The organism is Roseateles sp. GW821-FHT02E12 (assembly GCF_059421665.1).
The window spans coordinates 499,038-518,702 of sequence record NZ_JBWKVK010000002.1; the positions used below are offsets into that span (position 1 = coordinate 499,038).

A 19,665-nucleotide genomic window follows, 5' to 3' on the forward strand; every position below is an offset into this window, starting at 1 on the left:
CGTCAGTGGAAGAAGATGTAAACCAGCACCAGCACGATGCCCGGAACGCCGAGCAGCCAGGCCAACAAGTACTTACCCATGGTGTTCTCCTGAAGTGGGGGGACGGTCAGCCAAGCTTCGCCGAGCCAGCCCACACCGCATAGCAGACGACGCCCGGCGCTGGCGTAGGAAGAGCGGCGTAGGACTGGGCCCACCGCCCGACCCGGCCCAGGCTGGCGATGCGCTGCTGACGCCGCAATTACGCTGACGACAGCCCCTCAGGCATTCCGTCGCGAGGGCGACCGCAAAGGAGCAAAGTCATGAACAGCGACCAAATCAAGGGCAGTGTGAAGGACGTGGCCGGCAAGGCGCAGCGCAAGCTGGGCGAGGTCATCGGCAGCACCGAACAGCAGGTCAAGGGCGCCGCGACCCAGGTCGAAGGCAAGGTCCAGAAGGCCGTGGGCGACGTCCGCGAAGCCGCCAAGGACGCCCGCGAAAACAGCCGCAAGATCTGACGCCACCGCCTCAGTCCATCGCCGCCAGGCTGTCAAGGCCCGGCGGCTTTTCCCGTGCAAGCCAGGAGGTTCGCCATGCGATTCGCCAACAGTTCCCATCCTTCCCTGCGCCATGCCGCCACGGCCGCGCTCCTCGGCACGGCCCTGATGGCCGCAGGCTGCGCCTCCATGAGCGAGCGTGAACGCGGCACCGCCCAGGGCGCCGGTGCCGGCGCGGTGGCCGGTGCCATCCTCGGCTCGGTGACCGGCGGCAGCGCCGGGCGCAGTGCCGTCATCGGCGGTGCCGTCGGCGCGGTGGCCGGCAACCTGTGGTCCAAGCACATGGAAGACAAGCGCGCCGCGCTGGCCCGCGCCAGCGAAGGCACGGGCATCGAGGTTGCGCGCACTGACGACAACCGGCTCAAGCTGAATGTGCCCAGCGACGTGTCCTTCGACACCGGCCGTGCCGACATCAAGCCGCAGATGCGCCCGGTGCTGGACGAAATCAGCCGCAACCTCGACCCCAGCGTGCGCCTGACCGTCGTCGGCCACACCGACAGCACGGGTGGCGACGTGGTCAACGACCCGCTGTCGCGCGAGCGGGCGATTGCGGTGCGCGACTATCTCGCGATCCGCGGCGTGTCCACGGCGCGCGTCAGCGTCGCGGGCCGAGGCTCGCACGAGCCCGTGGCCAGCAACGACACCGATGCCGGCCGCGCAGCCAACCGTCGCGTCGAGATCTTCCTGTCAGAGCAGGGTTGAGCGATCGGCTCAGGCCCTCGGCAGCCGCCGCGATAGGCCGGAAAGCACAAAGGGTCAGCGCCCGAAGACGCTGACCCTTTGATTTGTTTGGTGCCGGCAAGAGGAGTCGAACCCCCGACCTTCGCATTACGAATGCGCTGCTCTACCAACTGAGCTATGCCGGCTTGATTCACTGCGTTTACCGCAGTGCGCCAAGCCCAACATTATAGCCACTATTTTTGAGCGTCTTCCCGGTGGTAGCTGGCGATGCGTTCGACCTCGTTCCTGGAGCCCAGGGCGACGGCCACGCGTTCGTGCAGCTTGGTGGGCTGCAGGTTCATGATGCGCTCGGTGCCGTTGACGGCCGCGCCGCCCGCCTGCTCGACGATGAAGGCCATGGGGTTGGCCTCGTACATCAGGCGCAGCTTGCCGGGCTTGTCGGGCTCGCGCTGGTCCCAGGGGTAGAGGAAGACACCGCCGCGTGTGAGGATGCGGTGCACGTCGGCCACCATGCTGGCCACCCAGCGCATGTTGAAGTCCTTGCCGCGCGGGCCCGTGGTGCCGGCCAGGCATTCCTCGATGTAGCGCGTCACCGGCGGCGCCCAGTGGCGCAGGTTGGACATGTTGATCGCGAATTCCTTGGTGTCCTCGGGAATGCGCACCTGGTCCTGCGTCAGCACCCAGGAGCCGGTCTCGCGGTCCAGCGTGAAAACGGCCACGCCGTCGCCCACCGTCAGCACCAGCATGCTCTGCGGGCCATAGACGCAGTAACCGGCCGCCGCCTGCTGCTTGCCGGGTTGCAGGAAGTCTTCCTCGGCCACGCCGCGCGAGTGGCCCACCTTGCGCAGCACGCTGAAGATGGTGCCGATGGACACGTTGACGTCGATGTTGGACGAGCCGTCCAGCGGGTCGAACAGCAGCAGGTACTCGCCTTGCGGGTAGCGGTTGGGCACGACGTAGATGCCGTCCATCTCCTCGCTGGCCATGGCGGCGAGATGACCACCCCATTCGTTGGCCTCGATCAACACCTCGTTGGCGATGATGTCGAGCTTCTTCTGTACCTCGCCTTGCACGTTCTCGCTGCCGGCGCTGCCGAGCACGTCACCCAGCGCGCCCTTGTTGACGGCGATGGCGATGCGCTTGCAGGCGCGCGCGACGACCTCGATCAGCAGGCGCAGTTCCTGCGGGATGTGGCCGTGCTCGCGCTGCTGCTCGACGAGGTACTGGGTCAGGCTGGTTTGGCGGGACATCGTTCAGCCTCCCGAAGCCAGGGCGCGCTCGACGATCTCGCGCACGTCGCTGGACAGATCCGGCTTGGCGGCCACGCGGGCCACGGCCTCGCGGGCGGCGCTGCGGTAGGGCTCGGCCAGCACGGCCCAGCGGTCCATCGCGCGGGCGATGCGGCTGGCGAGCTGCGGGTTGATGGCGTCGATGGCCAGCACCTGCTCGGCCCAGAACACGTAGCCCGCCGCATCGGCGCGGTGGAAGGCGGCCGGGTTGAACATGCACAGGCTGCTGAGCAGGCTGCGCGCGCGGTTGGGGTTCTTGAGGCTGAAGTCGGCGTGCTTCATCAGCGACTTCACGCGGGCGAACACACGGCCGTCGGCCTCGGGCGCGCGGGCCTGCAGCGAGAACCACTTGTCCACCACCAGCGCGTCGTCCTTGAACAGCGCGTGGAAGCGCTCGAGCGCCGGCGCGGCCAGTTCAGCGTTCGCGTTGACCAACGCCGACAGGGCGCCCATGCGCTCAGTCATGTTGGAGGCGTCCTTGAAGCGCTGGTAGGCCTTGCCGGGCCACACGGTGTCGCCGGTGGCCTGCGCGTCCAGCACGAGCATGGACAGCGCCAGGTTGGCCAGGGCACGCTTGCCCGAGGACACCGGGTCAGGCGTGTAGCCGCCCTTGATCTGGTGCGCCTCGAAGGCCGTGGCCCAGTCGTCGCGCAGCGCGCTGGCGAGCTGGGTCTGGGCGGCGATGACGGCGGCATGGATGGCCTGCGGGTCGACGACGTCGAGCTGCTCGGCGATGTAGGCCTCGCCGGGCAGCGTCAGGGCCAGTTCCTTGAAGGCGGGGTCCAGCTCGGCGTGGTTGAGCACGCCGCGCATCGCTTCGATGAAGACGGAGCTCAGCACCAGCGGCTGGCCGGCGCGCAGCGCGGAGAGGATGCGGTTCAGCGCCAGGCGCTGGCCGGCTTCCCAGCGGTTGAAGGGGTCGCTGTCGTGGCGCATCAGCACCAGCAGGCCGGCGTCGGACAGGCCGTCGTCCAGCACGACGGGCGCCGAGAAGCCGCGCAGCAGCGAGGGCACGGGCTCGCTGTCGATGTTCTCGAAGACGAAGGTCTGCTCGGCCTGGTCGAACACCAGCACCTGCTCGGTGTCGCCGTTGGCGTTCACGGGCAGCGCGACGCCGTGGCGGTCCAGCAGGCCCAGCACGATCGGGATGACCTGGGGCTGCTTGTCGGTCTGGCCCGGTGTGGCGGGCGTCTGCTGCGTGAAGCGCAGCGTGAAGCGGCGCGCGGCGGCGTCATGCTCGCCGCGGGCGGTCACGCGCGGCGTGCCGGCTTGCGAGTACCAGCGCTTGAAGGTGTCCAGGCGCGTGCTGAGCTCCGAGCCCGGGTTGGCGTCGGCAATGGCCTGGGCGAAGTCGTCGCAGGTCACGGCCTGGCCGTCGTGGCGCTCGAAGTAGAGCTTCATGCCCGCTTCGAAGCCGGTGCGGCCGACCAGCGTCTGGTACATGCGCACCACCTCCGAGCCCTTCTCGTAGACGGTGGCGGTGTAGAAGTTGTTGATCTCGCTGTAGCTGTCCGGGCGCACCGGGTGGGCCATGGCGCCGCTGTCCTCGGGGAACTGCATGGCGCGCAGCTGGCGCACGTCCTGGATGCGGCAGACGGCGCGTGCCGACGGCGTGCCGGCCATGTCCATCGAGAACTCCTGGTCGCGGAAGACGGTCAGGCCTTCCTTCAGCGACAGCTGGAACCAGTCGCGGCAGGTGACGCGGTTGCCGGTCCAGTTGTGGAAGTACTCGTGGGCGACGATGGACTCGATGCGGGCGAAGTCAACGTCCGTCGCCGTCGCCGGGGAGGCGAGCAGGGCGCTGGTGTTGAAGATGTTCAGGCCCTTGTTCTCCATCGCGCCCATGTTGAAGTCGGACACGCCGACGATCATGAAGCGTTCCAGGTCCAGCGGCAGCTTGAATCGAGCCTCGTCCCAGACGATGGAGGCGATCAGCGAGTTCATCGCGTGCTCGGTCTTCTCCAGGTCGCCGCGGCGCACGAACACCTGCAGCAGATGGTCCTTGCCGGCGCGGGTGCGGATGCGCTGCTCGCGGGCCACCAGGTCGCCCACGACGATGGCGAACAGGTAGCTGGGCTTGGGGAAGGGGTCGGACCACACGGCGAAGTGACGGCCGTTCTCCAGCGTGCCGCTGTCGGTCAGGTTGCCGTTGGCCAGCAGCACGGGGTACTTGGTGGCGTCGGCGCGCAGCGTGACCGTGTAGACGGCCATCACGTCCGGGCGGTCCAGGAAATAGGTGATGCGGCGGAAGCCCTCGGCCTCGCACTGCGTGAAGAAGCTGCCGCCCGAGGTGTAGAGGCCCGACAGCGCGGTGTTCTTCTCGGGGCAGATGGCGTTGCGGATCTCCAGCGGGAAGTCGTCGTCCGGCGGGTTGTCGATGATCAGCTCGTGGCCTTCCTGGCGGAAGGAGACGCCGGCACCGGCTATCAACACGCGCAACAGGTTGAGCTCTTCGCCGTGCAGGCGCAGCGGGCCGTGGGGCACGGCGCGGTTGCGCTCGATCTGCATCTTGCTGGTGACCAGGGTCTTGGCCGGGTCGAGGTCGAAGGTCAGGTCGACCTTGCGGATCCAGAACGCCGGCTGCTGGTAGTCGGCGCGGTGGATCACGGGGGCAGTGCCTTCACGCATGAGGGGCTTCCTTGGGGAGAACGAGGTGGCCGCCGCGGGGGTTGGGCGGCGGCCTGGAGCCGGCCGGCAGGGTCAGGGGCCGGCGGCGCGGGTCATCAGACGCCTTGCTTCAACGACTCGGTGATGAACGGGTCGAGATCGCCGTCCAGCACCTTCTGCGTGGCGGAGGTCTCGTAGTTGGTGCGCAGGTCCTTGATGCGGCTCTGGTCCAGCACATAGGAGCGGATCTGGTGGCCCCAGCCGACGTCGGTCTTGGTGTCTTCCAGCTTCTGCTGCTCTTCCTGGCGCTTGCGCATCTCGTGGTCATACAGGCGCGAGCGCAGGCGCTTCCAGGCCACGTCGCGGTTGCTGTGCTGGCTGCGGCCGTCTTGGCACTGCACGACGATGCCGGTCGGGATGTGCGTCAGGCGCACAGCTGAGTCGGTCTTGTTGATGTGCTGGCCGCCGGCGCCCGAGGCGCGGAAGGTGTCGGTGCGCACGTCCGCCGGGTTGATGTCGATCTCGATCGAGTCATCCACCTCGGGGTAGACGAACAGCGACGCGAATGAGGTGTGGCGGCCGCCGGAGGAGTCGAACGGGCTCTTGCGCACCAGGCGGTGCACGCCGGTCTCGGTGCGCAGCAGGCCGAAGGCGTACTCGCCCTCGACCTTGATCGTGGCGCTCTTGATGCCGGCCACGTCGCCCGCGGTTTCGTCTTCCAGCGTGGCCTTGAAGCCTTTGCGTTCGCAGTACTTCAGGTACTGGCGCAGCAGCATGCCGGCCCAGTCGCAGGCCTCGGTGCCGCCGGCGCCGGCCTGGATGTCGACGAAGCAATTCAGCGGGTCCGCCGGGTTGTTGAACATGCGGCGGAACTCGAGTTCCTCGATCTTCTCGCGCAGCTTGGCCGCGTCGGCCTCGATGGCCAGCATGCCGGTCTCGTCGCCTTCCTCGCGGCTCATCTCGAAGAGCTCGACGTTGTCGGCCAGCGAGCTGGTCAGCAGCGTGATCGTGTCGACCACCGCCTCCAGCGTGCGCTTTTCCTTGCCCAGTTCCTGGGCGCGCTTCTGGTCGTTCCAGACGTTGGGGTTCTCGAGGGAGGCGTTGACCTCGTTCAGTCGCAGTGCTTTGCGGTCGAAGTCAAAGATACCCCCTTAGCGCGTCGGTACGCGCTGTGAGGTCGGCAAGCGAGTTGCCAATTTGGTTGATGTGTTCGATGTCCATGTCAGGGCACGTCTTGTTCTGGCGAAAACGCGGATTTTCTCATGGGCCAGAATGAGACCGATGACAACGCCGACCCGCGACGACTATTGGCGCCGCACCCGCCGCCTCACCGCCTGGCTGCTGCTGGCCTGGGGTGTCGTCGCCTTCGTGCCGGTGTTCTTCGCGCGCGAGCTCAGTGTCGAGGTGTTCGGCTGGCCGCTGGCCTTCTGGCTGGCCTCCCAGGGCGCGCTGCTGGGCTTCTGCGCCATCGTCATCGTCTATGCCTGGCGCATGAAGCGTCTGGACGAGCAGGCACAGCCTCGGCAGGAGCGCTGACCCATCCTGCGCGCCGGGCGGCGCCGGGTGGCCCTTGGTTTCAGCGCGTGGTGGCCGCGTTGTACATGCGCCGTGTTTCGGCCTCGCCGAAATGCCGGACATAGGCCTGCCGCACCCAGCCGCTGCCCACCATCTGCGCCAGCCGCTTGTCGAGGGCGGCAATGGCCACTGCCGGCACGGCCTGCCGGTTGACGTAGAGCCCCAGCATCTGCGGCCGGGCCTCAGGGTCGTCGATGACGACGATGTCGGGCGGCAAGGCGCCGTCACGCTGCATCTTGACGTAGACCGCGTTGGGCATCATCGCGGCCTGCAGTCGGCGGGCGGCGAGCTTGGCGCTCAGGTTGGCGTAGTCGGGCGAGTATTCGGCCCGCCGGATGAAAAGCAGCTGTTCCACGTGGGCATCGATGCGGCTGTTGGTGCGGATGCCGCGCACGACGCCCAGGCGCATCTCCGGCCGCCGGATCAGGTCGGCGAGGCTGCGGATGCCGGCGGCGGCCTCGGGCAGTACGAGCAGATCGTGCTTGGTGTAGCCGTAGGGCAGGTAGGCGCCCAGCCGGTCGCGCTCGGGCGTGCGCAGCATGGACGTGACGATGTCGATCTCGCCGCGGTCGAATTCCAGCACCGCGCGGGCTCGGGGCAGCTGCACCAGCTCCAGCGGGCAGCCGCTGCGAGCCTGCAGTTCCTGCATCAGCTCAGGGATGATGCCGCGCACCTGGCCTTGCTCCACGTAGCTGCCCAGGCCCAGGTCCGACACCGCCACCTTCAGCGGCCGCTGGCAGGGGGTGGCTGCGTGTGCCGTGCATGCCAGCATCGCCAAGGCCAGCGCCAGCCAGCGGCGGCGGCCGGGGGTGGTGCTGCGGCGCCGCTCAGGCAAGGAAGGATTCCAGGCTCTCGGCCAGCGCCTCCGGCTGGTCGTGGTGCAGCATGTGGCCGGCGTCCTGCAGCACGGTGCGCGCCAGGCTGGGCACCAACGCGAGCCGCGCCTCGAAGTCCTCGCGCGGGTAGCGCTTGCCCCAGAAACGCGTCAGCTGGTCGTCGCTGCCCTCCACCCACAGCGTCGGCGCGGCAATGCGCTGCCAGCAGGCCAGCACCTCGGCCTTGCGGTAGAGCATGGGGTTGGCCAGCTTGTGGGCCGGGTCGGCGTTGAGCTGGAAGCCCTCCGGCGTCTCGCTCGCCCAGTGCTGGGCGAGCCAGCCCGCCTTGGCGGCCGGCAGGCGGGGGTTGTTCTTCATCAGCCGTTCCGCCACGTCAGCCAGGGTCGCGTAGGGCCGCAGCGAGGGCGGCTCCTTCAACTCGTCCAGCCACTTGGCCAGGCGCTCGGGCGCGGCGGCGGGCGAGATGTCGGGCATGCCGAAGCCTTCGAGATTGACGAGGCGCCGGATGCGCTGCGGGCGAACCCCGGCATAGCTCATCGCGACGTTGCCGCCCATGCTGTGGCCCAGCAGGTCCACCGGTGCATCAGGGCTGACGGCATCGAGCAAGGCATCGAGATCGCCGAGATAGTCGGGGAACCAGTAGCAATCCGCACCCGGTGTCGCGCTGAGGCCGAAGCCGCGCCAGTCCAGCGCGATGACCTCGCGGTCCTCCTTGAGCGCGTCGACGACGAACTGGAAGGACGCGCCGACGTCCATCCAGCCATGCACCATGACCAGGGGTGGGCGGCCGGGCAAGGGTTGACCCCAGCGAAGAATGTGGTGGCGCAGGCCACGCAGGCTCAGAAATTCGCTGCGGTGGCCGCGGCGCGGGGTGTAGACATCGGGCATACCGCACTTTAGGACAAGGGGCATGTCAGCCGACAATGGGCCATGCCCTCACGCCCCATCCTGCGCGCCGCCGAGCCGCGCGACCTGCCCGCCGTCGTCCAGCTCATTGGCGAACTTGCCGAGTTCGAGCATCTGACGCATCTGCTCGAAGTCACGCCCGCCAAGCTGGAGCCGCATCTCTTCGGGGACAACCCTGTTGCGGAGTGCACCCTTGGCGAGGTCGACGGCGAGGTCGTCGCCTTCGCGCTGTACTACACCAACTTCTCCACCTTCCTGGCCAAGCCGGGGCTGTACCTGGAAGACCTGTACGTGCGCCCGGCCCACCGCCGCAGCGGCCTCGGGCGGTCGCTGCTGGTGTACCTGGCCCAGCTGGCCTGCGAGCGTGGCTATGGCCGCTTCGACTGGACCGTGCTGAACTGGAACGAGGACGCCATCCGCTTCTACGAGAAGCTGGGCGCCGAGGTCATGCCCGACTGGCGTATCTGCCGCCTGACCGGCGACGCGCTGGAGCGCTACAGCGACGGCGACCGGCCGAGCATGTGGTCGCCCTCCGCCTGGCTCGGGCTGTAAGAAGCCTGGTTTCGGCCCCGGGCAATCCATGAGGTCGGCCCCTGGCAGGGTGGCTAGCATTCGCCCCCTTGTCCCAACCCGGGGTGGCCCATGGCGGAAGACCGTTACCAGCAGCTGCACGCCGCCTTCCGCTGGCAGGTGCCCCCGGACTTCAATATCGCCGAGGCCTGCTGCGGCCGTTGGGCGCGTGAGACGCCCAAGGCCACGGCCATCTACTTCGACAGCGAGAGCGGCTGCCGCGCGGTCTACAGCTACGCTCAGCTGCAACGCGCCGCCAACCGCCTGTCCAACGCGCTGCTGAACCAGGGCGTGCGCCGTGGCCACCGGGTGGCCATCCAGCTGCCGCAGCGCTTCGAGACGGCGGTGGCCCACATCGCCATCCAGCAGATCGGCGCGGTCGCGATGCCGCTGTCCATGCTCTTCGGCGGTGAGGCGCTGGAGTTCCGGCTGCAGGACAGCGGGGCCGTGCTGGCCATCGCGGCCTGCGAGGTGCTGCCGGCGCTGCGCGAAGTCAAGGCGAACTGCCCGGCGCTGCGGCGCATCCTCGTCGTCGGCGAATGCCCCGTGGACTGCGAGGAGCTGCCGTGGATGGAGGCTCTGCAGGCCGAGGAAGCCCGCTTCAAGCCGGTCGCCACCCAGGCCGACGACGCAGCCATCCTGATCTACACCAGCGGCACCACCGGCAACCCCAAGGGCGCGCTGATCCCGCAGCGGGCGCTGATCGGCAACCTGACCGGCTTCGTCGCCAGCCAGAACTGGTTCGGCTTCGACCCCTTCGATGCCAACCAACCCAGCGACGCCGTCTTCTGGAGCCCGGCCGACTGGGCCTGGACCGGCGGGCTGATGGACGCGCTGCTGCCCACGCTCTACTTCGGCCGACCCATCGTCGCCTTCCAGGGGCGCTTCTCGGCGGCCAAGGCCTTCGAGCTGATGGCGGCCTACGGCGTGACGCACAGCTTCCTGTTCCCGACGGCGCTGAAAGCCATGATGAAGGCCGAGCCGCGCCCGAAGCGCCACGGACTCAAGCTGCGCGCGCTGATGAGCGCCGGCGAGGCGGTGGGCGACGCCGTGTTCGCCTGGTGCCGCGACGCCCTGGGCGTGCCGGTCAACGAGATGTTCGGCCAGACCGAGATGAACTACGTCGTCGGCAACTGCCAGGCGCTGTGGCCGGCCAAGCCCGGCAGCATGGGCCGGGCCTACCCGGGCCATCGCGTGGCCGTCATCGACGACGACGGCCGCGAATGCGCGCCGGGCGAAACCGGCGAGGTGGCGGTGCATGCCCGCGACCGCCACGGCGTGGCCGACCCGGTGTTCTTCCTCAGCTACTGGAACAACGAGGCCGCCACCCGGGCCAAGTTCACCGGCGACCCGGCGGACAGCTGGTGCCGCACCGGCGACCTCGCGCGCAGCGACACCGACGGCACGCTCTGGTACGAGGGCCGGGCCGACGACGTGTTCAAGGCCGCCGGCTACCGCATCGGCCCCGGTGAGATCGAGAACTGCCTGCTCAAGCACCCGGCCGTGGCCAACGCGGCCGTGGTGCCCAAGCCCGACGCCGAGCGGGGCGCGCTGGTGAAGGCCTACGTCGTGCTGGCCGAGGGCCATGTGGGCGACCCGGCGTTGGTGGCGGCGTTGCAGGCCCATGTGAAGGCGCGCCTGGCGCCCTACGAGTACCCCAAGGAGATCGAGTTCATCGACGCCCTGCCGATGACGACGACCGGCAAGGTGCAGCGCCGCGTGCTGAGGCTGCGCGAGCTGGAGCGCGCTGCTTAGGAGCCCTTGATCGGCGCTGACAGGCTGCGCAGAAAGGCGACGAGGTCGGCCGTCTGCGCTGCGTCGAGGGTGATGGGGCTTCGCTCGGCGCGGCGTTGCCCGGCGCGGGCGAGCTCGCTGCGGCCGACCGCGGCGTCCGGTGCCGCCGTGTAGTGGGCGACGACCGCCTCCAGCGTCGCGATCTGGCCCGCATGCATGAAGGGCGCGTGCTCGGCAACGTTGCGCAAGCCAGGTGTCTTGAAAGCGCCCTCCATGCGTGGGTCGGCTTCGGCGATGAAGCGCAGCTCCTGGCAGGCCTCGGGCGGCGCATCGCTGAAGCGCCCCATGCAGTTGAAGGGGTCAGCCTGCACGCGGGCCACCGCCGGCGCACGGCCTCGGTCGGGCTGCAGCGGGTTGCGTGGTGCGACGCCGGTGTTGTGAAAGGCCTGGTCGGTCAGCAGCGGGCCGGCATGGCAGCTCACGCACTGGGCCTTGCCGATAAACAGGCGCAGGCCTCGCACTTCCTGCGGCGACAGCGCCGCCTCATCCTGCGCCGGCCCGCCAGTGACGGCGGCGACGTAGCGGTCGAAACGGCTCTCACCCGGCATCAACTTGCGTTCATAGGCCGCGATGGCCTTGCCGAGGTTGGCGAAGGCGCGGTTGACGGTCTCCTGCTGCTCGGCCGACAGCTGCCGCCAAGCTTCCCGCTCGGCCGCCGTGCCCAACGGGCTGGCCGCCGGCAGCCCCTTCAGCGGCGGCAGCGGGCCGAACACCGCTTCGTACTCTGGCCGGTAGGCGCGGGCGAGCAGCTGCACCAGCTGCACGCGGTTGGCGCCATGCTCGGCGCCGTCCTCCAGCGGGCCCAGGGCCTGGGACCAGAGGCTGTCCTTGCGGCCGTCCCAGAAGAACCAGCTCGCGTGGGCCGGCGCCAGCACCGGCATCGTGCGGCGGCTGCCGGTGGCGATACCCTGGCCCAGCGGGCGCCCGTCCTGGAAGCCGCGCTCCGGCGCGTGGCAGCTGGCGCAGGCCACCTGGCCGTTGGCGGACAAGCGGGTGTCGAAGAACAGCCGCTTGCCGAGAGCGGCTGCCTCGGGGTGGGCCTCCATGGCGTTCGACGGGTCGGCCGGCGCGGGTGCCAGCCTGCTGATGTGCAGCGTGGCTAGCGTCGCGCGCTCGGCCTCGGTCCAGCCCGCCGTGCCAGCGGAGGCCGGCCAGGGGCCGATGGCAGCCAGGGGCAGCAGGGCGGCAATGGCCAGCCAGATCCTCGGTGTCATGCGGCCTCCTCAGCGGCGATGCCGGCCGTCGTCCAGCACGACGTTGAACACCGCCGTGTCCGAGCGCTCGCCGGCGTGGATGCCCAGGCGCATGTCCCACCAGCCCGACATGCTGAACTTCACGCCGTCCAGTGCGTAGACGCCGGGGCTGATCTCGCGCGTGACACGTGGCTGGGTCGGGAAGCCGTGGCCGTGCTGGGGCATGCCGCCGCTGAACAGGATGCGGGCCTGCGAGACCGGCGTGCCGTCGGGTGCCGTCAGGCGCAGCTGCCAGGACTGGATCTGGTCGATGACGGGGCCGCTGGCCGGCGGCGTCAGGCCGACGACGAAATGGCCCTGCGTGCTGGCGTGCTGCAGCGACAGGTCGAGGTCTTTCGGTGGACTGCCGCAGGCGGTCAGGTAGGCGGCGCTGGCGAGGGCGGCTGCGGCGTTGAGGAAGGTGGAACGGGGCATGGTGGGAACTCCTTGGGGTTGAAGCGAGGGCGAGTGCGCCCCCGGGGCGTCGGGGCGCCCCATCGGTGGAACGGACGGGTAGGGAGGGGGGCTAGGGGTCGGGCTGGCGCGCAGCCTCGATCAGCCGGCGCAGTTCGGCAGGCACGGGCATCGGCTTGAATCCGCTGACGTCGGCGCCGCCGGTGTTGCCCACCGGCACCCAGGCCCAGGTCTTCAGCGCCGCGCCGGCCGTGCGCCAGGCCTGGCCCAGCAGCTCGTCAAGGTTTCGCTGGCGGTCAGCGCAAAGCAGCATGGCCCAGTGCACGCGGACATGCTCCAGCGTCGAGGCCTGGCCTAGGATGTGCGCGCGTTCCAGGTGGTGCCAGGCCAGATCGATGCAGCCGCGGGCCTCGTGCCACCGGGCCGCGGCGAGCTCGGCGGTCACGCTGGGGCGGATGCGTCGTGCGAAGTCCAGGGAGAGGTTCATCGTGGTCGTTGCCGGAGCTGCAGGAATGATCGGAATTCTTCGCGGGGTGACCGGATTGCGCTTGAACGAAACGGCTGACATGAAGGCGCTGGCATGACAGGGCCCGGCGCTGAATCGGTCCTGCCGTGGAGCCTCGCGGACCGCCCGGCGCGGGGCAGCGATGGCAGTGGCCGCATCTATTCCTGGCTAGGTGGCAGCCTGTGGATAGGCAGCAGCCAGGGCCGCACCGAATGGCACGCCCACCACGCCCATCAGCTGGCGTTGGCGCCCGAGGGCGAGCTGCGCTTTCGCACCGAGGCGCAAGGGCCTTGGACCGAGTTCACCGGCGCCCTGGTGCCCAGCCACTGCACGCATCAGTTCGAGGTGGACGGCCTGCGCGTCATCCACCTGTTCGTTGAACCCGAGAGCCGCGCCGGCCGGGCGCTTGTCCAGCGCTTTGGGGCGAGCCAGATGGCCTCTGTGCCGGCCGAGGAAGCACGCGCTGCGGCGCAGGCCTTGTTCGCGGCCTTTGCCGCGGACGCCGCGGCGCCAGCCATGCAACGAGCCGCGCTGGCGGCCATCGCAGCGCTGTGCGGTGCCACGACCGAGCCCGATGCCGAGCTGGACCCGCGGCTGACCCGGGCTCTGGAATTCATCCGCGCGCGCATCGCCCAGCCGCTGTCGCTGGGCGAGGTGGCAGCGTCGGTCTCCTTGTCGGAGAGCCGCTTCCGTCACCTGTTCGTCAGCGGTACCGGCAGCTCGTTTCGCGCCTATCTGCTGTGGCTGCGCATCAACTTGGCCATCAACGCCGCCATGGCCGGCGCGTCGTGGACGGCGGCCGCGCACGAGGCCGGCTTTGCCGACTCGGCCCACCTGAGCCGCACGCACAAGCGCATGTTCGGCATCGAGCCGACGGCCGTGCGGCCTCAGCCGCTGGCGCCCACCCGCTGAGCGCTCAGGCGGCGCGGTTGCGCAGCTTCAGCAGGCCCAGGCCCAGCAGCACGAACAGGCCGCCCGAGATGCGGTTGAACAGCCGCACGTGGCGCACCTCGGTCAGGAAGCGGCGCAGGCTGCGGAACAGGCCGACGTAGAAGGCGTGCGAGGCCAGCGCGAACGCCGTGAAGGTGGCTGTCAGCAGCAGGGTCTGCGTGACGACGGACTCACCCGGCGAGAGGAACTGCGGGAACAGCGCCATGAAGAACAGGATGGCCTTGGGGTTGGTGACAGCCACGCCCAGGCCCTGCAGGAAGAGCCGCCCGGCCGTGTGCGGCTGCGAGCCCGATGCCGGCGCGGCACCCAGTGGTAGCGGCGGGCTGCGCCATTGCTTGATGCCCAGGTAGACGAGATAAGCCGCGCCGACGAGCTTCACGGCGAGGAAGGCCGAGGCCGACACCGCCAGCAGCGCGCCCATGCCGGCCGTTGCCGCGCCCGACACGATGAAGAGCCCGACCGCATTGCCCAGCGAGCTGAACACCGTGTGCCGCGGGCCGACGGCAACCGAGTTCGAGATCGCCAGCAGCACGCCCGGGCCGGGCGAGAAGCTGGCGAGCAGGGCGGCGCCGCAGAACAGCAGCCAGGTCGAGAAGGGCATGGGTGTCGGGTTGGGGCTGGGACCTGGCCAGTCTAGGGCAGGGCGGCCGGCGCTGCTGCCGCCACTCAGTGTTCACTCGCTGCCACCAGGGTCTGTGTGTAGGGGTGCTGCGCCTCGCCCTGGCACAGCGCGTCGGTGCTCAGCGTCTCGACGATGCGGCCGTGCTGCATCACCGCCAGCCGGTCGCACAGATGCGCCACCACGCCCAGGTCGTGGCTCACCAGCAGATAGGTCAGGCCGTGGCGCTGCCGCAGTTCGGCCAGCAGGTTCAGCACCTCGGCCTGCACGGACACGTCCAGTGCCGAGGTCGGTTCGTCCAGCAGCACCAGCGGCGGCTGCAGGATGAGGGCGCGGGCGATGGCCACGCGCTGGCGCTGGCCGCCGGAGATCTGGTGCGGGTAGCGAAAGCGGAAGGCCGTGGACAGGCCCACCTGCTGCAGCACGTCGTCGATGCGCTCGTCCACACGGTCCAGCCCCTGGATGTGCAGCGGCTCTGCCAGCGCGGCGCGCACGGTGTGGCGGGGGTGCAGCGAGCCGTAGGGGTCCTGGAACACCATCTGCACGCGGCGCGCGTGGGCAGGGCTGCGTTCGCCGCGGAAGGCCTGGCCGTCGATAGACACCTGGCCCTGCCAGTGGCGGTACTGGCCGGCGAGGCAGCGCAGCACGCTGGTCTTGCCCGATCCGGACTCGCCCACCAGCCCGAAGGCCTGGCCGCGTGGCAGGTCCAGGTCCACGCCGTGCAGCACCTGGCGGGCTTGCGCGCCCTCGCCGAAAGAGAGGTTGAGGCCGCTGACGGACAGCATCGAAGCGGGCGTGCTCATGCGGCGCTCCAGGACGCTTCGCGCTGCAGCACCGGTAGCACCGCGCGCCGCCGCGCCAACGTCGGCATGGCCGCCATCAGCCCTTGTGTGTACGGATGCTCGGCACGGGCCAGGTCGGCGGCGGCCAGGCTTTCGACGACGCGGCCGGCGTACATCACCAGCACGCGGTCGCAGAAGCGCCCCACCATGTTCAGGTCATGGCTGATGAAGAGCAGCGAGAGGCCTTGCTCGGCCACCAGTTCGTCGAGCAGTGCCAGCACCTCCTGGCGCACCGACACGTCCAGCGCCGACGTCGGCTCGTCGGCGATCAGCAGCTGCGGGCGCTGGGCCAGCATCATGGCGATCATGACGCGCTGGCCCATGCCGCCGGACAGCTCGTGCGGGTACTGCCCCGCCACGCGCCCGGGCTCGCGAATGTGCACGCGGGCCAGCAAGGCCTCCACGCGCTCCTGGCATTCGGCGCGCGAGACGCCTGCCTCGGCGCGCTTGACGGCCTCGCCGATCTGCTGGCCGACGCTCATCACCGGGTTCAGCGAGTACTTGGGGTCTTGCATGATCATGGACAGGCGGCGCCCGCGCAGGGTCTGCATGTCGTTCTCGCTGGCGCGCAGCAGGTCCATGCCGTCGAACTGCAGGCGCTGCGCCGAGACGCGCGCCTGGCGCGGCAGCAGCCGCAGCAGCGCCCGGCCCACGGTGGTCTTGCCGGAGCCGGACTCGCCCACCACGGCCAGCTTCTCGCGGCCCAGCGTGAACGACACGCCGCGCACGATGGGGATGGGCGCGGCCGGCGTGCCATAGGCCACCTGCAGGCCTTCGACTTGGAGCAGAGGTTCGGTCATGACGATTGACGCGGGTCGAGCGCGTCGTTGAGGCCGTCGCCCAGCAGGTTGAAGGCCATGCTCACGGCGAGGATGGCGGTGCCGGGCGCGGCCACCGTCCACCAGCTGTCCAGCATGTAGCGCCGGCCCTCGGAGATCATGGACCCCCACTCGGGCAGCGGCGGCTGCGCGCCCAGACCGAGGAAGCCCAGGCCCGCGGCGGTGAGCACGACGGAGGCCATGTTCATGGTCAGCCGCACCAGCACCGAGGGCAGGCACAGCGGCGCGAGGTGGCGCCACAGCACGCGCAGGTGCGACGCGCCCTGCAACTGCGCCGCGACGATGAAATCAGCCTGCCGCAGCGTCATCGCCTCGGCGCGGGCCAGGCGGGCGATGGGCGGCCAGGCCGTGATGGCGATGGCCAGCACCGCGTGGTCCAGCCCCGGGCCCAGCGCCGCGACGAAGGCCAGCGCCAACACCAGGCTGGGGAAGGACAGGAAGACGTCGGCCACGCGCATGCAGACGGCGTCCACCCGGCCGCCGAAGTAGCCCGACACGACGCCCACCGCCATGCCCAGCGGCCCCACCACCACGGTGACCAGTACGACGATGAAGAGCGTGATGCGCGTGCCGTACACCAGCCGGCTGAAGACGTCGCGGCCGAACTCGTCGGTGCCGAACCAGTGCGCTGCGCCGGGCGGCAGAAGGGCCGATTCCAGGTGCTGCTGCAGCGGGTCGTGCGTTGCGATCCATGGTGCGAAAGCGGCAACGGCCACCAGCACGGCGACCACGGCCACGCCGATGGCCGTCAGCGGGTTGGCCAGCAGCTTGCGCACGGTGCCCAGGGCCTCGTGGCTCCAGGCCTGCCAGGCGCCCAGGGGCACGGCGGAAGTGGTTGCGGTCATGAGCGGGCTCTCGGGTCAAACACGCGGTACAAGGCGTCGGCGGTCAGGTTCAGCGCCACGAACAGGATGCCGATGATCAGCACCGACCCCATCACCGCGTTCATGTCGCCCAGCAGCAGGCTGCCGGTGAGGTAGCTGCCAAAGCCCGGCCAGCCGAACACGGTCTCCACCAGCACGGCGCCCTCCAGCAGGCCGCCGTAGGCCAGCGCGAGGATGGTGAGCAGCTGCACGCGGATGTTGAGGAAGGCATGGCCCCAAACCACCTGCCGCTGGCTCAAGCCCTTGACGCGGGCCGTGGTGACGTACTCCTGCGTGAGCTGGGCCAGCATGAAGCTGCGCGTCATGCGGCTGAGGTAGGCCATGGAATGCAGGCCCAGCACGCAGGCGGGCAGCACGAGGTGGCGTAGCGCGTTCCAGAACGCGGGGCTGTCGCCGGCCAGCAGGGTGTCCACCAGCATCAGGCCGGTGACGCGCGGCACCAGGCCCTCGTAGGCCAGGTCGATGCGGCCGATGCCGCCGGCCCAGCCCAGCCAGGCGTAGAACACCAGCAGGCCCATCATGCCGAACCAGAACACCGGCGTGGAGTGGCCCAGCAGGCCCAGCACACGGGCCAGGTGGTCGGGCATGCGGCGGTGGTGGGTGGCGGCCCACACGCCAAGCGGCACACCCAGCGTGGCGCCCAGCAGGATGGCCAGCGTGGCCAGCTCCAGCGTGGCCGGCAGCACCTGGGCCAGGTCTTGCGTGACCGGGCGGCCGGTAAGCAGTGCGTGCCCCAAGTCGCCGTGCGCCAGGTCACCCAGGTAGCGGGCGAACTGCACCCAGATGGGCCGGTCCAGGCCGAGCTGGCGGTAGACCTGCTCGTAGGTGGACTTGTCGGCGTCGGGCCCCACGATGGCCAGCACCGGGTCCAGCGGCATTACGCGGCCGATCAGGAAGGTCAGCAGCAGCAGGCCCAGCAAGGCCGTGAGGGCACTGGCAGTGCCTCGCATCCAGCGCGCGGTCATGGCTTGGCCCCCTTGTAAACCTCGCGCAGCCGCGTGGCCCCGCTGGGGTGGCCCACGTAGCCGTGCACGGCGCGGCGCAGCACCTGGGTGTCCAGCATCTGGTCCAGCGGCTGGATGGCGCCCACGGTGTCGTCAAAGCGCTGCTGCGCCTGGCGATAAAGCTCTGTCTGCTCGGCGGCGTCGCGCGTCAGCAGGGCTTGCTCGATGAGCCGGTTCAGCTCGGGGTCGGCATAGCCGGTGCGCCAGCCCTGGAAGTTGGTCAGCCGCGCGCTGTCGCGGTTGTCGGGGTTGTAGACGAGGGCCCGCAGGCTGGAGTGCGGGTGCCCCTCGGCGCCACCGCCGCCGCGGCCCACGACGATCTCGAAGCTGCGCTCGCGCATGGAGCCGTAGACCTGGTTGCCGGTGCCGGGCAGGATGCTGGCGCGGATACCGCCCAGCGCCAGCGTAGCCTGCAGGCTGGTGGCGATGCCGGTGAAGGGCGCCTCGGCCACCACGCGGATGGTGGTCTCGAAGCCGTCTGGCATGCCGGCCTCGGCCAGCAGGCGGCGGGCCGCCGCGGGGTTGAGCGCGTAGCCCGGTTGCGGCAGCGACGCCGGCAGGCCCAGGGGCACCGGGCGCATTTGCAACTCACCGTAGTAGGGCAGCACGCCATTGGCCAGGCCCTGGAAGTCGATAAGGTGGCGCAGCACCGCACGGCGCACGCGCTCGTCGGTGAAGCGGGGGTGGCGGGCATTCACGGCCACGTAGTGCATGGTGGCGCGGCGCACGCTGTCCACCACCAGCTCGGGCCGCTTGGCCAGCGCGCGCACGTCGGGGGCCGACATGCCGCCGGCCACGTCGAGGTCGCCGTGCATCAGCATCAGGCGCAGCGTTTGCGACTCGGTCATGTGCCGCATCACCACGCGCCGGAGTTTGGCCGGCTCGCGCCAGTGGCGGGCCGCGCGGCGCATGGTGAGCAACTCCTTGGGCCGCCAGTCCTCCAACTCGAAGGCGCCGGAGCCGGCCGCGTGCGTCGTCAGCCAGGCGTTGCCAAGGTCGCCCTTCACTTCATGCGCCAGCACCGCCTCGCGCTCGACCACGTAGCCGCTCATCGACGTGGCCAGCGTCATCAGCACCAGCGTGGGGTCGGTGGCCTGGGGCAGGTCCATCACCAGCGTGAGCGGGTCTTCGGCGCGGATGGCGCCGGGCGCGTTCGCGGCCGTGAAGCCGTAGCTCTTCCACACCGTGGCCAGCGCCAGGTTCAGCTTCAGCACCCGCTGCAGCGACCACGCCGCATGCCCCGCCGTCAACGGCCGGCCACTGGCGAACTGCAGGCCGGGGCGCAGGCGCAGCGTCAGCCGCCGGCCGCCGGCGTCCACGGCCCAGGCCTGGGCCAGGCTGGGCTTGAGCTGCGTGATGTCCGCCGCGTCCACCTCCAGCAGGCTGTCGTAGAGGTTGCAGGCCACGGTGACGGCGTCCAGCCCGGTGGCGGCGGCCGGGTCCAGCGAGAGCAGGTTGTTCATGCTCATGCCGATCAGCAACTGGTCGTCGGGCGAGTCGGCGCGGGCTACCGCGCTCCAGGCTGCGGCCGCAACGCCGGCGAGGTGGCGCCGGCGCAGCGGCAGGTGGGGTCCGGGCAACATG

General features: G+C 69.9%; 21 protein-coding genes and 1 tRNA gene. 6 read left to right on the forward strand and 16 right to left on the reverse strand.

Annotation, left to right across the window (positions count from 1 at the left end; all coding sequences use genetic code 11):
- Window positions 1-2: 2 nt before the first annotated feature.
- The gene (locus AC07V5_RS13045; protein WP_495116102.1) at window positions 3-134 is read right to left on the reverse strand and encodes a hypothetical protein; all 132 of its coding nucleotides are present in this window, start codon (window positions 132-134) and stop codon (window positions 3-5) included.
- Between the two features lie 165 nt (window positions 135-299).
- Between AC07V5_RS13045 and AC07V5_RS13050 the strand changes: the two genes are divergently transcribed.
- Window positions 300-494 (forward strand): CsbD family protein, encoded by a 195-nt coding sequence (locus AC07V5_RS13050; RefSeq protein WP_495116103.1) that lies wholly within the window; start codon window positions 300-302, stop codon window positions 492-494.
- A 75-nt stretch (window positions 495-569) separates the two neighbouring features.
- Window positions 570-1,235 (forward strand): YiaD family glycine zipper/OmpA-like lipoprotein, encoded by a 666-nt coding sequence (locus AC07V5_RS13055; protein WP_495116104.1) that lies wholly within the window; start codon window positions 570-572, stop codon window positions 1,233-1,235.
- A gap of 88 nt (window positions 1,236-1,323) precedes the next feature.
- Here AC07V5_RS13055 and AC07V5_RS13060 read toward each other — a convergent pair.
- From AC07V5_RS13060 to prfB, 4 genes are all read right to left on the reverse strand, one after another.
- Window positions 1,324-1,399: transfer RNA gene (locus tag AC07V5_RS13060), tRNA-Thr, on the reverse strand.
- Window positions 1,400-1,447: 48 nt separating this feature from the next.
- On the reverse strand, window positions 1,448-2,464 hold the full coding sequence (locus AC07V5_RS13065; RefSeq protein ID WP_495116105.1) for a class 1 fructose-bisphosphatase: 1,017 nt from the start codon (window positions 2,462-2,464) through the stop codon (window positions 1,448-1,450).
- Between the two features lie 3 nt (window positions 2,465-2,467).
- A complete protein-coding gene (gene pepN, locus AC07V5_RS13070; RefSeq protein WP_495116106.1) occupies window positions 2,468-5,131 on the reverse strand; it encodes an aminopeptidase N in 2,664 nt (887 codons plus the stop codon).
- A 95-nt stretch (window positions 5,132-5,226) separates the two neighbouring features.
- Window positions 5,227-6,331, reverse strand: a protein-coding gene (prfB, locus tag AC07V5_RS13075; protein ID WP_495116107.1) for a peptide chain release factor 2 whose coding sequence is annotated in 2 segments (ribosomal slippage) — window positions 5,227-6,249 and window positions 6,251-6,331 — 1,104 coding nt in all. Because the reading frame shifts where the segments join, the coding sequence is not laid out codon by codon here.
- A gap of 60 nt (window positions 6,332-6,391) precedes the next feature.
- Here prfB and AC07V5_RS13080 point away from each other — a divergent pair.
- Complete coding sequence (locus AC07V5_RS13080; protein WP_495116108.1) at window positions 6,392-6,646, forward strand: DUF4212 domain-containing protein; 255 nt, start codon at window positions 6,392-6,394, stop codon at window positions 6,644-6,646.
- Between the two features lie 40 nt (window positions 6,647-6,686).
- On the opposite strand, the gene AC07V5_RS13085 is transcribed toward AC07V5_RS13080, so the two are convergent.
- A complete protein-coding gene (locus AC07V5_RS13085) occupies window positions 6,687-7,520 on the reverse strand; it encodes a substrate-binding periplasmic protein (protein ID WP_495116109.1) in 834 nt (277 codons plus the stop codon).
- Window positions 7,513-8,433 (reverse strand): alpha/beta fold hydrolase, encoded by a 921-nt coding sequence (locus AC07V5_RS13090; protein WP_495116110.1) that lies wholly within the window; start codon window positions 8,431-8,433, stop codon window positions 7,513-7,515. The genes AC07V5_RS13085 and AC07V5_RS13090 overlap by 8 nt, the downstream gene beginning before the upstream one ends.
- Before the next feature lie 18 nt (window positions 8,434-8,451).
- Here AC07V5_RS13090 and AC07V5_RS13095 point away from each other — a divergent pair, with 18 nt between their 5' ends.
- Together AC07V5_RS13095 and AC07V5_RS13100 are read left to right on the forward strand one after the other, a co-directional pair.
- Entirely contained in the window at window positions 8,452-8,979 is a 528-nt protein-coding gene (locus AC07V5_RS13095) for a GNAT family N-acetyltransferase (protein WP_495116111.1), read from the forward strand.
- 90 nt (window positions 8,980-9,069) lie between these two features.
- A complete protein-coding gene (locus AC07V5_RS13100; protein ID WP_495116112.1) occupies window positions 9,070-10,752 on the forward strand; it encodes an acetate--CoA ligase in 1,683 nt (560 codons plus the stop codon).
- Here the strand turns inward: AC07V5_RS13100 and AC07V5_RS13105 are convergent.
- The 3 genes from AC07V5_RS13105 to AC07V5_RS13115 form a co-directional block, all read right to left on the reverse strand.
- Entirely contained in the window at window positions 10,749-12,005 is a 1,257-nt protein-coding gene (locus AC07V5_RS13105) for a cytochrome-c peroxidase (RefSeq protein ID WP_495116113.1), read from the reverse strand. The genes AC07V5_RS13100 and AC07V5_RS13105 overlap by 4 nt on opposite strands.
- Before the next feature lie 9 nt (window positions 12,006-12,014).
- Window positions 12,015-12,458 carry a FixH family protein gene (locus AC07V5_RS13110; protein ID WP_495116114.1) on the reverse strand — a complete coding sequence of 148 codons (444 nt, stop codon included), beginning with the start codon at window positions 12,456-12,458 and terminating at the stop codon, window positions 12,015-12,017.
- A gap of 91 nt (window positions 12,459-12,549) precedes the next feature.
- On the reverse strand, window positions 12,550-12,924 hold the full coding sequence (locus AC07V5_RS13115) for a DUF3703 domain-containing protein (protein ID WP_495116115.1): 375 nt from the start codon (window positions 12,922-12,924) through the stop codon (window positions 12,550-12,552).
- Between the two features lie 93 nt (window positions 12,925-13,017).
- Between AC07V5_RS13115 and AC07V5_RS13120 the strand changes: the two genes are divergently transcribed.
- Window positions 13,018-13,854 carry a helix-turn-helix domain-containing protein gene (locus tag AC07V5_RS13120; RefSeq protein ID WP_495116116.1) on the forward strand — a complete coding sequence of 279 codons (837 nt, stop codon included), beginning with the start codon at window positions 13,018-13,020 and terminating at the stop codon, window positions 13,852-13,854.
- A gap of 4 nt (window positions 13,855-13,858) precedes the next feature.
- On the opposite strand, the gene AC07V5_RS13125 is transcribed toward AC07V5_RS13120, so the two are convergent.
- From AC07V5_RS13125 to AC07V5_RS13150, 6 genes are all read right to left on the reverse strand, one after another.
- On the reverse strand, window positions 13,859-14,494 hold the full coding sequence (locus tag AC07V5_RS13125; protein WP_495116117.1) for a LysE family translocator: 636 nt from the start codon (window positions 14,492-14,494) through the stop codon (window positions 13,859-13,861).
- Between the two features lie 65 nt (window positions 14,495-14,559).
- Complete coding sequence (locus AC07V5_RS13130) at window positions 14,560-15,315, reverse strand: ABC transporter ATP-binding protein (protein WP_495116118.1); 756 nt, start codon at window positions 15,313-15,315, stop codon at window positions 14,560-14,562.
- Entirely contained in the window at window positions 15,312-16,154 is an 843-nt protein-coding gene (locus tag AC07V5_RS13135; protein WP_495116119.1) for an ABC transporter ATP-binding protein, read from the reverse strand. The genes AC07V5_RS13130 and AC07V5_RS13135 overlap by 4 nt, the downstream gene beginning before the upstream one ends.
- The gene (locus AC07V5_RS13140; protein WP_495116120.1) at window positions 16,151-17,038 is read right to left on the reverse strand and encodes an ABC transporter permease; all 888 of its coding nucleotides are present in this window, start codon (window positions 17,036-17,038) and stop codon (window positions 16,151-16,153) included. The genes AC07V5_RS13135 and AC07V5_RS13140 overlap by 4 nt, the downstream gene beginning before the upstream one ends.
- Window positions 17,035-18,042 carry an ABC transporter permease gene (locus AC07V5_RS13145; RefSeq protein ID WP_495116121.1) on the reverse strand — a complete coding sequence of 336 codons (1,008 nt, stop codon included), beginning with the start codon at window positions 18,040-18,042 and terminating at the stop codon, window positions 17,035-17,037. Before AC07V5_RS13145 ends, AC07V5_RS13140 begins: the two co-directional genes overlap by 4 nt.
- Window positions 18,039-19,664, reverse strand: coding sequence for an ABC transporter substrate-binding protein (locus AC07V5_RS13150; protein WP_495116122.1), 1,626 nt, complete (start codon window positions 19,662-19,664; stop codon window positions 18,039-18,041). The genes AC07V5_RS13145 and AC07V5_RS13150 overlap by 4 nt, the downstream gene beginning before the upstream one ends.
- Between the last annotated feature and the right edge of the window lies 1 nt (window position 19,665).

Coding starts and splice junctions, on each gene's coding strand:
- AC07V5_RS13050 (WP_495116103.1), top strand. CDS start 300: ATGAACAGCGACCAAATCAAGGGCAGTGTGAAGGACGTGGCCGGCAAG.
- AC07V5_RS13055 (WP_495116104.1), top strand. CDS start 570: ATGCGATTCGCCAACAGTTCCCATCCTTCCCTGCGCCATGCCGCCACG.
- AC07V5_RS13065 (WP_495116105.1), bottom strand. CDS start 2,464: ATGTCCCGCCAAACCAGCCTGACCCAGTACCTCGTCGAGCAGCAGCGC.
- pepN (WP_495116106.1), bottom strand. CDS start 5,131: ATGCGTGAAGGCACTGCCCCCGTGATCCACCGCGCCGACTACCAGCAG.
- AC07V5_RS13080 (WP_495116108.1), top strand. CDS start 6,392: ATGACAACGCCGACCCGCGACGACTATTGGCGCCGCACCCGCCGCCTC.
- AC07V5_RS13090 (WP_495116110.1), bottom strand. CDS start 8,433: ATGCCCCTTGTCCTAAAGTGCGGTATGCCCGATGTCTACACCCCGCGC.
- AC07V5_RS13095 (WP_495116111.1), top strand. CDS start 8,452: ATGCCCTCACGCCCCATCCTGCGCGCCGCCGAGCCGCGCGACCTGCCC.
- AC07V5_RS13100 (WP_495116112.1), top strand. CDS start 9,070: ATGGCGGAAGACCGTTACCAGCAGCTGCACGCCGCCTTCCGCTGGCAG.
- AC07V5_RS13105 (WP_495116113.1), bottom strand. CDS start 12,005: ATGACACCGAGGATCTGGCTGGCCATTGCCGCCCTGCTGCCCCTGGCT.
- AC07V5_RS13110 (WP_495116114.1), bottom strand. CDS start 12,458: ATGCCCCGTTCCACCTTCCTCAACGCCGCAGCCGCCCTCGCCAGCGCC.
- AC07V5_RS13115 (WP_495116115.1), bottom strand. CDS start 12,924: ATGAACCTCTCCCTGGACTTCGCACGACGCATCCGCCCCAGCGTGACC.
- AC07V5_RS13120 (WP_495116116.1), top strand. CDS start 13,018: ATGACAGGGCCCGGCGCTGAATCGGTCCTGCCGTGGAGCCTCGCGGAC.
- AC07V5_RS13125 (WP_495116117.1), bottom strand. CDS start 14,494: ATGCCCTTCTCGACCTGGCTGCTGTTCTGCGGCGCCGCCCTGCTCGCC.
- AC07V5_RS13130 (WP_495116118.1), bottom strand. CDS start 15,315: ATGAGCACGCCCGCTTCGATGCTGTCCGTCAGCGGCCTCAACCTCTCT.
- AC07V5_RS13135 (WP_495116119.1), bottom strand. CDS start 16,154: ATGACCGAACCTCTGCTCCAAGTCGAAGGCCTGCAGGTGGCCTATGGC.
- AC07V5_RS13140 (WP_495116120.1), bottom strand. CDS start 17,038: ATGACCGCAACCACTTCCGCCGTGCCCCTGGGCGCCTGGCAGGCCTGG.
- AC07V5_RS13145 (WP_495116121.1), bottom strand. CDS start 18,042: ATGACCGCGCGCTGGATGCGAGGCACTGCCAGTGCCCTCACGGCCTTG.
- AC07V5_RS13150 (WP_495116122.1), bottom strand. CDS start 19,664: ATGTTGCCCGGACCCCACCTGCCGCTGCGCCGGCGCCACCTCGCCGGC.